Source organism: Flavobacterium cupreum (genome assembly GCF_003996965.1).
Classification (GTDB): domain Bacteria; phylum Bacteroidota; class Bacteroidia; order Flavobacteriales; family Flavobacteriaceae; genus Flavobacterium; species Flavobacterium cupreum.
The window spans coordinates 134,528-148,863 of the sequence record NZ_QWDM01000008.1; the positions used below are offsets into that span (position 1 = coordinate 134,528).

General features: G+C 37.0%; 12 protein-coding genes. 7 read left to right on the plus strand and 5 right to left on the minus strand.

The window, feature by feature from the left end:
* The first annotated feature begins 174 nt into the window (after positions 1 to 174).
* The 4 genes from D0817_RS13890 (at position 175) to D0817_RS13905 (ending at position 4,266) form a co-directional block, all read left to right on the plus strand.
* A complete protein-coding gene (locus D0817_RS13890; RefSeq protein WP_127338982.1) occupies positions 175 to 984 on the plus strand; it encodes a LytR/AlgR family response regulator transcription factor in 810 nt (269 codons plus the stop codon).
* 174 nt (positions 985 to 1,158) lie between these two features.
* Positions 1,159 to 1,419, plus strand: a complete 261-nt coding sequence (locus D0817_RS13895) for a hypothetical protein (protein ID WP_127338983.1) — start codon at positions 1,159 to 1,161, stop codon at positions 1,417 to 1,419.
* 187 nt (positions 1,420 to 1,606) lie between these two features.
* Complete coding sequence (locus D0817_RS13900) at positions 1,607 to 3,571, plus strand: ATP-binding protein (RefSeq protein ID WP_306462215.1); 1,965 nt, start codon at positions 1,607 to 1,609, stop codon at positions 3,569 to 3,571.
* Positions 3,568 to 4,266, plus strand: coding sequence for a response regulator (locus D0817_RS13905; protein ID WP_127338985.1), 699 nt, complete (start codon positions 3,568 to 3,570; stop codon positions 4,264 to 4,266). The genes D0817_RS13900 and D0817_RS13905 overlap by 4 nt, the downstream gene beginning before the upstream one ends.
* Before the next feature lie 85 nt (positions 4,267 to 4,351).
* Here the strand turns inward: D0817_RS13905 and thiL are convergent, their stop codons facing one another.
* Positions 4,352 to 5,398, minus strand: coding sequence for a thiamine-phosphate kinase (gene thiL / locus D0817_RS13910; protein WP_127338986.1), 1,047 nt, complete (start codon positions 5,396 to 5,398; stop codon positions 4,352 to 4,354).
* A 232-nt stretch (positions 5,399 to 5,630) separates the two neighbouring features.
* Between thiL and D0817_RS13915 the strand changes: the two genes are divergently transcribed.
* The gene (locus tag D0817_RS13915; RefSeq protein WP_127338987.1) at positions 5,631 to 6,110 is read left to right on the plus strand and encodes a DinB family protein; all 480 of its coding nucleotides are present in this window, start codon (positions 5,631 to 5,633) and stop codon (positions 6,108 to 6,110) included.
* A 69-nt stretch (positions 6,111 to 6,179) separates the two neighbouring features.
* Here the strand turns inward: D0817_RS13915 and D0817_RS13920 are convergent, their stop codons facing one another.
* The 4 genes from D0817_RS13920 to D0817_RS13935 form a co-directional block, all read right to left on the minus strand.
* Complete coding sequence (locus D0817_RS13920) at positions 6,180 to 7,136, minus strand: helix-turn-helix transcriptional regulator (protein ID WP_127338988.1); 957 nt, start codon at positions 7,134 to 7,136, stop codon at positions 6,180 to 6,182.
* Between the two features lie 550 nt (positions 7,137 to 7,686).
* A complete protein-coding gene (lepA, locus tag D0817_RS13925; protein WP_127338989.1) occupies positions 7,687 to 9,483 on the minus strand; it encodes a translation elongation factor 4 in 1,797 nt (598 codons plus the stop codon).
* Between the two features lie 164 nt (positions 9,484 to 9,647).
* Positions 9,648 to 10,385: an NUDIX hydrolase gene (locus D0817_RS13930; RefSeq protein ID WP_127338990.1), complete on the minus strand. Its 738-nt coding sequence runs from the start codon at positions 10,383 to 10,385 to the stop codon at positions 9,648 to 9,650.
* A gap of 20 nt (positions 10,386 to 10,405) precedes the next feature.
* Positions 10,406 to 11,122: an NUDIX hydrolase gene (locus tag D0817_RS13935; RefSeq protein WP_127338991.1), complete on the minus strand. Its 717-nt coding sequence runs from the start codon at positions 11,120 to 11,122 to the stop codon at positions 10,406 to 10,408.
* A 393-nt stretch (positions 11,123 to 11,515) separates the two neighbouring features.
* Between D0817_RS13935 and D0817_RS13940 the strand changes: the two genes are divergently transcribed.
* Together D0817_RS13940 and xylA are read left to right on the plus strand one after the other, a co-directional pair.
* Positions 11,516 to 13,012 carry a xylulokinase gene (locus D0817_RS13940; protein WP_127338992.1) on the plus strand — a complete coding sequence of 499 codons (1,497 nt, stop codon included), beginning with the start codon at positions 11,516 to 11,518 and terminating at the stop codon, positions 13,010 to 13,012.
* Positions 13,012 to 14,334, plus strand: coding sequence for a xylose isomerase (xylA, locus tag D0817_RS13945; protein WP_127338993.1), 1,323 nt, complete (start codon positions 13,012 to 13,014; stop codon positions 14,332 to 14,334). Before D0817_RS13940 ends, xylA begins: the two co-directional genes overlap by 1 nt.
* Positions 14,335 to 14,336: the final 2 nt, after the last annotated feature.

Consider the following 14,336-nt stretch of genomic DNA (forward strand, 5'->3'; position numbering starts at 1 on the left):
CCCAAATTCCGGCTTAGGAGTTTGGGATTTTTTTAATTTAGGCCATTGTTCAGCCGGGTATTTTCATGCTTTGTTTTTTATGTTAACATTTGCGGGGAATGTATCAACAATTCAATTTTTAAATAAGTTGTTATTCGTAATTTTAGGGACAGATAAAATCAAGACATTTCAATATTGAAAAAGTATTCGTATATTATTATTGATGATGATGCCGAAAGCAGCCTGAACACTAAAACTGTTGCAGAAGGTTTTTCAGAATTAACTTTTGTGGCAGCAGCTGCGGACTGTCAACAGGGATTAACTTTGATTTTAAAGTACCAGCCTTCACTTGTTTTTTTAGAAATTGATCCCAAAAAAACATCGGGTGATTTATCGCTTTCTTTCATCAATGAACTGTATCGGTATTTGTCGATTATGCCGAAAATAATTGTTACGACCTTAAAAAAAGAATTGGCTTACGATGCGATTCAGTATGGTGTTTTTGATTATTTACTGAAACCCGTTCTGGAAACAGATTTGCTTAAGACTATTCTGAAATTAGATAAGATAGTTCCGGAGACACCATTTGCCAAACGGGGAGACGACTGTAGCACTGCTGCCGTTCCCTTTGTTAAAAGCACTCCCGATACCGAAAAACCATTGATTATCTGTATCAAATCGTATGGCGACTACCGCTATCTAAATGCAGCTGATATCAGTTATTTTCAGGCCGATAATAATTCAACCGATATTTATCTTAAGTCAGGTGAAATGGTTACGGCTTTTAAAACACTCAAATATTTTGAGAATGTGCTTTCGTATCCTTTTTTCCGAATTCATAACAGTTACATCATTAACCGAAATTATGTAGCACGTATTCATAACGGAAACTCAGTTTGTTACATTAAAAACTCTTCCAAAAAAATTCCTTTCTCAAAAACCTACAAATCAAATATAGACTTAATCATTGCTAATTTTTCTGCAGGTAATTACTTAGAAGTCTAAAAACTAAGTAATTACATACAATTGAGGCTCATTGACTATCAATTGGGTATGTTCTACCACAAACTGATTTTTTCGTACAATATTTTTAGGTTCTCAACGTAGATTTGTCCCCGTGATTGCAGCAAAGCAGTCAGATGCCCCCAAATAAAAATCACAAACAAAAACCTCAAAAACATGAAAAAAGCAGCTTTAACAATCGGATTATTTTCTTTAGTAATGGTAGCAACTTCTTTTACGACTCCTGATATTACAAAGGATATTGCAAATAACCAATCCAGTATCATAACGCCAATTGATGGTCAGGTTGGTACAAGAGACGGAAGACAAAAACACGATTATACAGGAAGTACAAGTCACGCAGATTTGAATTACAATCACTCAAATAGCTTAAGTACTGATGGTCAGTCTCTAAGAATGAACGTGAAATTAGATTAAGTACATAAAAGTTAAAAATTTAAGAAAAGGCTGTCATTTTTTTGACAGCCTTTTTTTTAGCCTTTAGTTTTACTATTTTTGGTAAAACTCAAGAAAGCTGTTGAAAAATAACTATTTAATATTATTCTTTTTATGTATTGTTTTTTCTGGTTGTACCAAAAAAAATCAAAAAGATAAAAATGTAAGCTTGTCGAAAGATAGCCTCGCTACGTATTTGTCATTAGCAAGTGATATAAATCTGCCTTTTAAGTACAGGCAGCAATACAATAAAAAAGCGCTGAACACTATTTTAGAACAGAAAGACGATTCTATAAATAAAGTAAATCTTTTCAAAGTCGCCAATCGGTATTATAATATGAACGATTGGAAATCGTATCTCCAAACCACAAAATTAATTTTAGAAAGAGCGACGAATTCCAGGGATTCCATCCATATGGCTAAATCCTATAGCTATTTAGGAGACTACTACAGATCCCAATCGATATCAGACAGTTCGTTTCTGAATTATTTTAAAGCTGAAAAAATTTACCTGAAGATCAATGACCGGACTAATTTAGCAAAAACCTTTCTCGATAAAGCAAATCTTCAATATAACGGAGGGGATTACTTCGAGAGTGAAATCAGTGTTTTTAAAGCACTTCGTATTTTAAAAAAGGAAAATAATGTCAATGATGTACTTTACGACTGTTATAATTTACTTGGCATCTTATACAATGAACAAGAGGAATATGGCAAGGCGCTGGAATTACACGAGATGGCTTTAAATACGCTGGCAGACAAATCCATCCCGGCCGATTTCCAGTTAGAGGCTACGTCATTAAACAATATAGGATTTGTTTATTTAAGGATGCAAAATTACAGTAAAGCCAAATTATATTTTCAGCAAAGCTTAAACCAAAAAAATTTATTCGAAGAAAATACGACTTTGTATGCTATTGTACTGGATAATTTAGCGTATTCTAAATTTAAATTAAAGCAGTCTGACGGGCTGCCGAAACAATTCTTTGAGGCTTTGAAAATAAGAGACAGTCTGGGATTAAAATCAGGTGTGATATTGAATAAAATACATTTATCGGAATATTATGCATTTAAGAAAGATACTTTCAAGGCAATTCAGTATTCAAAACAGGCATTAGCTTTATCTAAAAATTCAAACAAGATAAGAAACATATTAGAAGCTCTCAAACAAATTGCCGTTGTCGATCCTGTAAACGCTTCTGCTTATTCACGGGAATACATTCAGCTCAACGATAAAATGCTGAAAGCAGAGCGGAATATGGGCGAAAAATTCTCACGCATTGAATATGAAACCAGTGAAATAAAAGACCAAAACTCGAATCTGCAGGAAAAGAATAAAACATTAGTCTATGTTTTTAGTATTTGTACATTGGTGGGGCTGTTCTTTTACGTCTACAAAACCCAGCAGGCCAAAAACAGGGAGTTAATTTTTAAGCAACAACAGCAGATAGCAAATGAGGATATTTATAATTTGATGATCTCCCAGCAGAACGATATCGAAATGACCCGTATCAGGGAAAAGAAAAAAGTAGCGCAGGAACTGCATGACGGTGTTTTAGGAAGAATGTTTGGGGTACGGATCAGTCTGGACAGTTTAGATAAAATAGATGAAGCGGAAGCAGCCCTGAAAAGGAAAAAATATTTAACAGAACTTAAAAACATCGAGGAGGATATACGCGAAATTTCGCATGACTTAAATAGGGAAAAATCAGAATTAATTAATAATTTTGTTTTGATTCTGAACAAATTGTTTGATAATCAACAAAACACCTATCCTTCCAGACTCATTACTGCTTTCGATTCCCAAATCAAATGGGAACTGGTCAGCAATGCAGTGAAGATTAATTTATACAGGATTGTTCAGGAAGCGTTGCAGAATTGTAATAAGTATGCAAAAGCAAAGACAATTACAGTTGAATTTAAAAGTGAAATAAATTATTTGATATTATCTGTCTTTGATGACGGAGTTGGATTTAATCCGCAAAGGACAAAAAACGGGATTGGATTGCATAATATCGAATACAGAGCTGCAGAATGTAAGGGATCCGTAACCATAAAATCTGCCAAAGGAGAAGGAACCCTTCTTTTGGTAAAAATACCCATAGATCAAAAAATTAACCTACACAAGAAATGACAGCTGACCCCAACACTTTAGTTTCACAATTAATTAAGCAAAACATATTAATTGTCGATGATCATCCTTTTATTATTGAAGGATACAAAAATGCGATCACGCGTTATAATACCAAACAATACGAATTTGTTATTTCACAGGCCTACGATTGCAGGTCAGGATACGATTTGATACAGGATGAGGCAGCACCAAATTTTGATGTTGCTTTTTTAGATATCAGTATGCCTTCCTACGAAGAAAAAGATATTTTTTCGGGAGAAGATCTCGCCAAATTAATCTCAAAAAAAATGCCCGGCTGTAAAATCGTTTTACTAACGATGTATACCGAATTGCTCAAAATTAAAACAATAATCAGGACCATTAGCCCCAATGGTTTAATTATCAAAAATGATCTGACTTTTGATGAATTGCTGTTTGCATTCGACAGGGTAATGAAAAATGAAAAATATTATAGCCAGTCGGTTCAGAAGATGTTGAGCCAGGCGCCTCATAATTCGATAGAAATTGATGAATTTGACAAACAGATTCTGTTTCATTTATCGAAAGGAACTCCCGTGGCCGATATGCCGCAGTACATTCCCATTTCTTTAAATGCCATAGAAAAAAGAAGAGCCAATTTAAAAGAACTGCTCAAAATAAAATCCGGATCAGACGAGGATCTGGTGAAGGAAGCTAAAAGTAAATCGCTTTTCTAGCCTGAAATTCCAATAAAAAAAATTCCAAATTCCAATAACGTGATGCATTGGAATTTGGAATTTTTTATTTGATATTTTTTAATTTTTATTCACTTAAAGCATCCCAGCCACGGGCTTTTAAGGCAATTTTCGTATTCGCGCGAGTCACCAGATGAATGCCTTCACTTTCATCTGCCATATGACCAATAACCGAGAAATTTGGATTTCCTTTTATTTTATCGAAATCATTAATGTCGATTGTAAATAACAATTCGTAATCTTCACCGCCATTAATAGCAACCGTAGTACTGTCAATATTGAATTCTTCACAAGTCGAAATAAATTGCGGATCTAACGGAAGTTTATCTTCGTATAAATTACAACCCACTTTGGACTGTTTGCACAAATGAATAATTTCAGAGGATAATCCGTCCGAAATGTCAATCATAGAAGTCGGCTTGATTTCAAGGGCATGTAATAGAGTACGGACATCTTTTCGCGCCTCAGGTTTTAGCTGACGCTCGATCAGATAGCTATACATATCCAGATCCGGCTGGCTGTTTGGGTTAACCTGAAAAACCTGTTTTTCACGCTCCAAAACCTGTAATCCCATATACGCGGCACCGATATCTCCGGTAACCACCAGTAAATCGGTTTGCTTGGCACCGTTTCGGTAAACAAGCTCTTCTTCATTAGCTTCTCCAATTGCCGTAATGCTAATTATCAGTCCTTTTTGTGATGAGGTAGTGTCTCCGCCAATAACATCCACTTTGTATTCTTTTGCAGCGTGCGTAATCCCTTCAAATAATTCTTCTAAGGCTTCCAGTGGAAAACGATTAGAAACAGCCACAGAGACCGTTATTTGAGTTGGTCGCGCATTCATCGCGCAAATGTCAGATATATTTACAACAACAGATTTATATCCTAAATGTTTAAGCGGCATATAGGCCAGGTCAAAATGTACGCCTTCAATCAGCAAATCGGTAGAAACAACTACTTTTTTGTCTTTAAAATCAAGAACAGCTGCATCATCTCCAATACTTTTCAAAGTAGATTCCTGGGTAACATCAAAGTTTTTGGTTAAATGTTCAATCAGGCCAAATTCGCCTAATTGCGCTATACTGGTACGTTGTGGATTTTTATCTTCGATCATTTTCTTTAATGTGAAAAGTTTTTAAGGTGCAAAGGTACAAAGATGTAAAGGTTTTGTCTAATTTTAATGGAAATGCTTTGTTTTACCAATCTTCATGTCTTCAATTAAACCCGACAGGTTTCCAAAACCTGTCGGGTTTAATATGAAAAATAAATTATTTTTTCCTGCTGACAAACTGTTGTCACCGGCCCTCCATAATTTTGAAGTATTAAATAATTAAAACTTTAAAACCATGAAAACATTAGCAGCACAAGTAATTACTCCCGAAGATTTGTTGAAACACTGGCAGGGACACCGCGCACTGACCCGTCGAGTAATTGAACTTTTTCCTGAAAAAGATTTCTTTGAATTTTCGATAGGAGGTATGAGAACCTTTGCCAAATTAACCGATGAACTTTTAGCGATTGCGGTTCCGGGCTTAAAAGGAATTGTCAATAAAGAAGTGAAAGGCTTCGCAGAGGAATCAAATAAACTGATTTTTAAAGCACAATACCTGGAAAAATGGGATGAAGCCACTTCAGAAATTAATCAGTATTGGGAAAAATTATCGATTGAAGATTTTAATGAATCGTTTAATCTTTTCGGACAATATGAATTTCCGGTTATCCAGAATATCCTGTATTTTATAGATAACGAAATACACCACCGCGGACAAGGATATGTGTATTTAAGAGCATTAGGCATTGAACCTCCTTTTTTCTGGGAAAGATAACATTTCTGAAGATTGGCCAATTAAAAAAACTCCTGAAGATGAATATAGCATTCCCTTTAAGGAGTTTTTTTATAAAAGTCTTTGTCTGTTGGTGTCAAGTAATTCTAAAGTCCTGACTTTAAGGCTGTCCGGCTCCAGAATTGTAGCGTAGTCTCCAAACATTAAAAACCAGCGCGGGAAACCACTTTCGATATCGCGGCACATAAAGGTCATTTCGATTTGTCCGTCAATTTCTTTTTCGGAGACAAAACCGTGGTATTTTTTTTCAAACTCCAGGTATCGGGAAATTTTTTTCTCAATCAGGATTCTGACTTTGGTGGTCGGAATGGTTTCATTTTTATTTAAATAAGTCTCGAGAGAATCATGTTCAATTGTAAAATCACATTCGGTTTTTTTAATGCCCTGAATTCTGTCGGTTCGAAATTGGCGATAGTCCTTTCGCAAATGGCAATACCCCAGGAAATACCAGTTGTTATGATCGTGAAAAACGCCCACTGGTTCAATGTTTCTGTTAGTGGGTTCTTCGGCTTCTGCCGTTTTGTAACATAAAATGATTTGTTTTTTCTCTGCAATACTTTCAAACAAAACCGACAGCGTATTGGGTGATTTATCATGAAACAGTGGTTCAGCAGTTTGCATAACGACTCTTGATTCGATGTTCGAAAGCCAGTCCTTATCGGTACCTCTCAAAACCGATTTCAATTTGTACATCGCCGATGCATAATGCGATCCAAGGGCCGGATCGGTAAATTTCTGCATCAGTTTCTCGGCAGCAATAAAACTTCCTACTTCTTCGCGCGTAAACATAACCGGAGGTAATCTATAGCCTTCCATCAAAGCATAACCCACTCCCGCCTCACTGTAAATCGGAACTCCCGAAGCTTCCAAAGTTCGGATGTCACGATAAATCGTTCGTAAGCTAACTTCAAAACGATCCGCCAATTCCTGTGCCTTTACAATTTTCTTGGATTGTAATTGAATCAGGATAGCGACAATCCGGTCAAATCGTTTTGGGGTTTCGTCCATTTTTTTTCTTTTGAAGGTGCTGAGTTACTGAGGTTTTTTCTTTTTGAGGTGCAAAGGTTCAAAGAGACAGAGGTTCTGAGTTTTTTTTGAGTTAGTAAGGTTCTGAGTGGCTGAGGTTCTGAGTTTTTTTCTGATTACAATGATTCAAAGATACAAAGGTTCGTGTTTAGAGAAGTAAAAAATCTGTTCCAAATTAGGACAGATTTTTGGGTTAAAAACATTATTCGAAATTTGCATTTTCGTAGAGGTGCACAACAGTGCCTCTAATAAGTTTCAGCGTTTTATTCAATATAATAAATATCCAAAACGTTAATCGTAGGGGCGCACAGCAGTGCGTCTACGCAATCTATGTCCGCCTGATTAAAAGACTACGATTTATGTTATTATCGAAATTCTTTGGGGAAGACGCACTGCTGTACGCCTCTACAATATACCTTTAGAATATAATATTTGTTATATAGATTTTAAAAAAAAAAACAAAAAACCCGACAACTTTCGTCATCGGGTTCAATCTATATTCTTTCCTCTTTATTCTATTTTCTAAAAAAACTTAATCATTCAATTTCAAAACAGCCATAAAAGCTTCCTGAGGAATTTCAACATTTCCTACCTGTCTCATACGTTTTTTACCTTTTTTCTGTTTCTCCAGAAGTTTACGTTTACGGGAGATATCCCCACCGTAACATTTTGCGGTAACGTCTTTACGAAGTGCTTTAATCGTTTCACGGGCAATGATTTTAGCACCAATTGCCGCCTGAATCGGAATGTCAAATTGTTGTCTCGGAATTAGCTCGCGTAATTTCTCGGTCATTTTTTTACCGATGTTGTAGGCGTTGTCTTCGTGAATCAAGGCAGAAAGTGCATCAACCGTTTGAGCATTCAATAGTACATCCAGTTTTACTAATTTTGAAGTTCTCATTCCGATTGGAGAGTAGTCAAAAGAAGCATATCCTTTAGATACCGTTTTCAGACGATCGTAAAAATCGAATACAATCTCGGCTAAAGGCATATCAAAATTCAATTCAACTCTTTCTGTCGTTAAGTACGTTTGATTGGTAATTACGCCGCGTTTTTCGATACAAAGACTCATTACATTTCCAACAAAATCAGCTTTTGTAATGATCGTTGCTTTAATATACGGTTCTTCAACCCTGTCTAAACGAGAAGGTTCCGGTAAGTCAGAAGGATTGTTTACCACAAATGGTGTTTCAGGATCTTTTTTGGTATACGCCAGATACGAAACGTTAGGAACCGTAGTAATTACAGTCATATCAAACTCACGCTCTAAACGTTCCTGGATAATTTCCATGTGGAGCATTCCTAAGAATCCGCAACGGAAACCAAATCCTAACGCTGCAGAACTTTCAGGTGTAAATACTAACGAAGCATCATTCAGCTGCAGTTTTTCCATAGAAGAACGCAAATCTTCATAGTCTTCTGTATCAACAGGGTAAATTCCGGCAAATACCATTGGTTTTACATCCTCAAAACCTGTAATCATATTGGTAGTAGGCGTTTTAGCATCCGTTAGAGTATCTCCAACTTTTACATCTTTGGCTTCTTTAATTCCGGAAATCAAATAACCAACATCACCTGTAGAAATAACATTTTTAGGAACCTGGTTCAGTTTTAAAGTTCCAACCTCATCAGCAAAATACTCATTGCCGGTGGCCATGAATTTAATTTTCTGCCCTTTTCTGATTTCCCCGTTTACAACTCTGAAGATTACTTCAATTCCACGAAACGGATTGTAATGTGAATCAAAAATCAGTGCCTGTAAGGGTTCGTCAACATTTCCTTTTGGCGGCGGAATTTTTTCAATAATGGCGGCCAGGATGTTTTCGACACCGAAACCTGTTTTTCCCGAAGCATGAATAATATCTTCTAATTTACAGCCAAGCAAATCAATAATATCATCACTCACTTCTTCAGGATTGGCACTTGGTAAATCTACTTTATTCAAAACCGGAATAATTTCCAGGTCATTTTCTAAAGCTAAATATAAATTTGAAATCGTTTGTGCCTGAATACTTTGTGCCGCATCAACAATCAAAAGGGCACCTTCGCAGGCAGCAATAGATCGTGAAACTTCGTATGAAAAGTCAACGTGACCGGGAGTATCAATTAAATTTAAGATGTATTCCTCTCCTTTATAAGTGTATTCCATCTGAATGGCGTGACTTTTTATGGTGATTCCACGCTCACGCTCCAGGTCCATGTTGTCAAGCAATTGTGCTTTTTCCTCACGGGCTGTAACGGTTTGTGTGGCACCTAATAATCGGTCTGCCAATGTACTTTTACCGTGGTCAATGTGTGCAATAATGCAAAAGTTACGTATCTTCTTCATTTTCTATTTCAATTCTCTATACGAGTTTTAAGTATTTTTTCGGGTATAAATTTACGCTTGGGCAATTGCTGCAGAGCGTGTTATTAAGGCGCAAAGATAGCGGAAAGTTTTGGATTCTGGAATGAAGATGAGTGAATGTTAGATACTGCAATTCAAAATCGTTTTTAAAATTCAAAATTGAATCCTTTTTCGGTCAGCTTTTTGTAAACTTCGGGATCAAATTTATATAATTTGGCCGCCCTGTGGGAAACCGCTTTTTGTTTTTCTTCGAGTTCAAGGAGTAACTTCATGTGCAGGATTTTTCGGCGAAAATTGGACTTGTCGAGTTCTACTCCTAATATTTCTTCGTAAAGATGCATTAGTTGCAATAAGGTAAACTTTTCAGGCAAAAGATTAAAACCAATCGGAGCCTGACGGACTCTGTTGCGCAATTGCATCAGACTGAATTTTAAAATTTCATTGTGGTCAAAGATTAAATGCGGAATATCAGCGATTTTATACCATTTCGCTTCAATTACTTTTAAACTTGCTTTGATATTATAGTCTTCCCGGTTTAGCAAAGTATAATAGCCAATTGTAATCACCCTTTTGGAGCTTACACGTTCCGGATCCGTAAAAGCCTTTAACTGCTCGAGATAAAGATGGTCCAGATTGGTTAATTCGTATACAATTCGGTGTGCGGCATGATCGGTACTTTCTTCTGTTTTGATCCAGCCTCCGAGAAGTCCCCATTTTCCGATGCTTTCTCCTTCTGCATGTTGTACCAAAAGTACTTCGAGGTTTTGTTTGTTAAATCCGAAGATTACGCAATCGATCGTAATTCCGTCAATGACAGCCGTGTCGCCTTCTTCTCTTATTTCTGACAGGGTTTCGGGAGTATTTTTAGAAGATAAAAATGTCATTTTTGGGCAGGGACTAGGGTTTAAAACTCAAAATTAAATCCTTTTTCGGTAAGTTTCTTGTAAATGTCCGGGTCAAATTTATACAATTTTGCCGCCCGGTGCGAAACATCCTGTTGTTTTTCATCAAGTGCCACCAGTAATTTCATATGAAGGATTTTACGCCTGAAATTTGATTTGTCCATTTCCACACCCAGAATTTCTTCGTAAAGATGCATCAATTGCAGTAACGTAAATTTTTCAGGAAGAAGATTGAATCCTAATGGTGCCTGCCGAACCCTGTTGCGAAGGTGTTTCAGGCTGTAGCCTAAAATTTCGTTGTGATCGTAAATTAAGTCGGGAATGCTGTTTATTTTATACCATTTGGCATCAGCAGCTGTAAAACCTGCTTTAATATTATAGTCTTCTCGTTTTACCAAGGCATAATAGCCAATGGTGATAACACGTCGAAGCGGGAAACGATCCGGATCCCCAAAAGCTTTCAATTGTTCTAAGTAGATGTTGTCAAGGCCGGTAAGTTCGTTCAGTAAACGGTGGGCAGCAGAATCGGTACTTTCCTTTTTATAGATCCATCCTCCCGGAAGTCCCCATTTTCCTTTACTGATTCCCTCCCCGTGTTGTACCAAAAGTACTTCCAGGCTTCCTTTGTCAAAACCAAAAATGACACAGTCAATCGTGATTGCATTCATCGCGGTCTGTTCGCTTTTCAAAAGTGAATCATCATCCTCATTTTTAACCATAACCTACTTTAAATTTTGACAAATTAAATAAATAAAATGAATAATTGACGCCATAAATCTTTTATATTTTTTTGAACGTAGCAATTTTCTGATAATCAGGTGGTTGTTTTATTGCTGATTTTTTCTTTCTAATTTAAGTATTCTTAAATGTCTGATTGTCAAATCGCTGATTCGATATTTTTTTAATAATTTTTATTTCACTTTAGCATTCCTTTTTAGTGTATTGATAAAAATCACTATGCATTAATCGTAATAGCCAAAAAAAATATCTAATATTTTGTTAATATAGAAAAAATGTTTTACACTTGTAGTCAAATTTACCATAAGATAAGTTCAATTTGACTATTAGTTTGCAAAACAACAATAATTCTTTAATTAAATAAAATATAGCTGATGTTATTTTTAGGAATTGATTTAGGAAGCTCATCTGTAAAACTCTCTGTATTTGATCCGGAAAAAGGAGCAACTATTGGAGCGGTTAGCGTTCCTGATTTTGAAATGCCAATTATTGCCCCGGAATTTGGATGGGCCGAACAAGATCCGGAATCCTGGTGGACGTATGTAAAAGACGGAATCAGGCAATTAGGTTCAAAATCAAATATTGATTTAAAAAAGATTGCCGGAATCGGTATTGCCTATCAAATGCACGGATTGGTTTTGACCGATGAGAATTTAAATCCGGTTCGTTCTTCAATCATCTGGTGCGATAGCCGTGCGGCGATTATTGGGGATACCATTTATGATCAGATTGGAGCTGAAAATTGCCAGCAACAAATTTTAGGAAGCCCGGGAAATTTTACCGCTTCAAAACTAAAATGGGTAAAAGACTATCAGCCGGAAATTTTCGCGAAAGCAAAATACATGATGTTACCCGGTGATTTTATTGCTGCCAAATTATCAAAAACAGCCCAAATCAGTACTTCCGGATTGTCAGAAGCCGCTTTGTGGAACTTCTCAGAAGGAAAACTGGCGACTGAAATTCTGTCCCAGATGGGATTATCGGAAGAAATTGTTCCGGAAATTGTTTCAAATTTCGGAATTCAGGCCACTGTTCATGCAGAAATTGCTGAGGAATTGGGATTGAATTCAGCTGTAAAAATAACCTATCGTGCAGGAGACCAGCCCAACAATGCGTTATCACTTAACGTTTTGAAACCCGGCGAAATAGCCACAACAGCCGGAACTTCGGCAGTTGTATACGCAGTAAGTGATCAGGATGCCTATGACAAACAAAACAGAATCAATACTTTTTTACATGTTAATAATTCAGAAACCGAAAAACGCAACGGTGTAATGTTGTGTATTAACGGTTCGGGAATTTTATACCAGTGGCTGCGAAAAATCATGTCGGTAGACAAAACCGAACTGATCGCTTACGAAAAACTAAATGCTGAAGCAGCGAAAGTGGAAGCCGGTAGCAACGGACTACGTTTTTACCCTTTCGGAAATGGCGTGGAACGTATTTTTAATAATAAAAATGCGACTTCGGGAATTCAGAATCTAAACTTTAATATTCATCAGCCCTCTCATTTGGTCCGTGCGGCCTGTGAAGGAATCGTGTTTGCCATGAACTACGGTTTTGATGTTATGAAAGAAGTCGGGGTTTCGGGAACTGTGGTAAGAGCGGGAAATTCAAACCTTTTCTTAAGTCCGGTTTTCAGGGAAATCTTTACCAATACGACACAAACTACTTTAGAATTATACAATACTTCAGGAGCTGAAGGTGCCGCAAGAGGCGCTGCTTACGGTTACGGATATTACAGTTCGCTGGAAGAAGCTTTTCAGGGATTGCAATGTCTGGATCGAATTGAACCCAATAAAATCCTGACAAATCAATATCAGGATTTATATCAGGAATGGAAAAATCACATTAAAATCGAACAACAATAATGAGCACAACAAAACAAACCTATTTCAAAAACATAGACACGATTAAATTCGAAGGTAGAGAAAGTGATAACCCGTTAGCGTTTAAATGGTACGATGAAAATCGTGTCGTTGCAGGTAAAACATTAAAAGAGCATTTGCGTTTTTCAATGGCTTACTGGCATACGCTGTGTAATACAGGAGGCGATCCGTTTGGAGCTTCGACGGAAACTTTTTCATGGGATAAAAACGAAAATGCAATTCTAAGAGCGAAAGACAAAATGGATGCTGCTTTTGAATTCATGACCAAGTTAGGTTTGCCTTATTATTGTTTTCATGATGTGGATGTCGTGGATGATGCACCGACTCTGGCAGAATTTGAAATCCGTATTCAGACTATGGTCGAGTATGCCAAACAAAAACAACAGGAATCCGGAATTAAATTGCTGTGGGGAACTTCCAACTTATTCAGCAATCCCCGCTACATGAATGGTGCTGCAACGAATCCAAACTTTGATGTTTTGGCGTATGCAGGAGCTCAGGCAAAAATTGCTATTGATGCCACCATTGCTTTAGGCGGTGAAAATTATGTTTTCTGGGGAGGCCGTGAAGGATACATGAGCCTTTTAAATACAGACATGAAAAGAGAACTGGACCATTTAGGAAGGTTTTTAAACACGTGTAAAGATTATGCCCGTAAAGAAGGTTTCAAAGGAAACTTCTTAATCGAACCAAAACCAATGGAACCAACCAAACATCAATATGATTTTGATGCGGCGACTTCATTAGGGTTCATTCATAAATACGGACTTCAAAACGATTTCAAATTAAATCTTGAAGTGAACCATGCAACGCTTGCCGGACACTCTTTCGAGCATGAATTGCAGGTTGCCGTTGATGCCGGAATGTTAGGAAGCATTGATGCCAACAGAGGTGATTACCAAAATGGCTGGGACACTGATCAGTTCCCGATTAATCTTCAGGAAGTTACCCAGGCAATGCTGGTTATCCTGGAAGGTGGCGGAATTCAGGGCGGTGGCGTAAACTTTGATGCCAAAGTGAGAAGAAATTCAATCGATTTGGAAGACAAATTTATTGCGCACATTTCAGGAATGGATGTTTTTGCAAGAGGATTAATCTGTGCCGATCATATTTTACAAAATACAGATTACAGAAAATTACGCACACAGCGTTACAGTTCATTTGACGGCGGAAACGGAGCGAAGTTCGAAAACGGGGAATTGTCTCTGGAAGATCTAAGTAAAATTGCACGTGCAAGTGGGGAACCTCAGCCCTTAAGCGGCAGACAGGAATTATTCGAGCAAATTATTTCGAATGCATACTAAAT

Excerpts from the sequence above, each read along its gene's own strand:
- D0817_RS13895 (WP_127338983.1), top strand. The coding sequence starts at position 1,159 with ATGAAAAAAGCAGCTTTAACAATCGGATTATTTTCTTTAGTAATGGTA.
- D0817_RS13905 (WP_127338985.1), top strand. The coding sequence starts at position 3,568 with ATGACAGCTGACCCCAACACTTTAGTTTCACAATTAATTAAGCAAAAC.
- thiL (WP_127338986.1), bottom strand. The coding sequence starts at position 5,398 with ATGATCGAAGATAAAAATCCACAACGTACCAGTATAGCGCAATTAGGC.
- D0817_RS13915 (WP_127338987.1), top strand. The coding sequence starts at position 5,631 with ATGAAAACATTAGCAGCACAAGTAATTACTCCCGAAGATTTGTTGAAA.
- D0817_RS13920 (WP_127338988.1), bottom strand. The coding sequence starts at position 7,136 with ATGGACGAAACCCCAAAACGATTTGACCGGATTGTCGCTATCCTGATT.
- lepA (WP_127338989.1), bottom strand. The coding sequence starts at position 9,483 with ATGAAGAAGATACGTAACTTTTGCATTATTGCACACATTGACCACGGT.
- D0817_RS13930 (WP_127338990.1), bottom strand. The coding sequence starts at position 10,385 with ATGACATTTTTATCTTCTAAAAATACTCCCGAAACCCTGTCAGAAATA.
- D0817_RS13935 (WP_127338991.1), bottom strand. The coding sequence starts at position 11,122 with ATGGTTAAAAATGAGGATGATGATTCACTTTTGAAAAGCGAACAGACC.
- D0817_RS13940 (WP_127338992.1), top strand. The coding sequence starts at position 11,516 with ATGTTATTTTTAGGAATTGATTTAGGAAGCTCATCTGTAAAACTCTCT.
- xylA (WP_127338993.1), top strand. The coding sequence starts at position 13,012 with ATGAGCACAACAAAACAAACCTATTTCAAAAACATAGACACGATTAAA.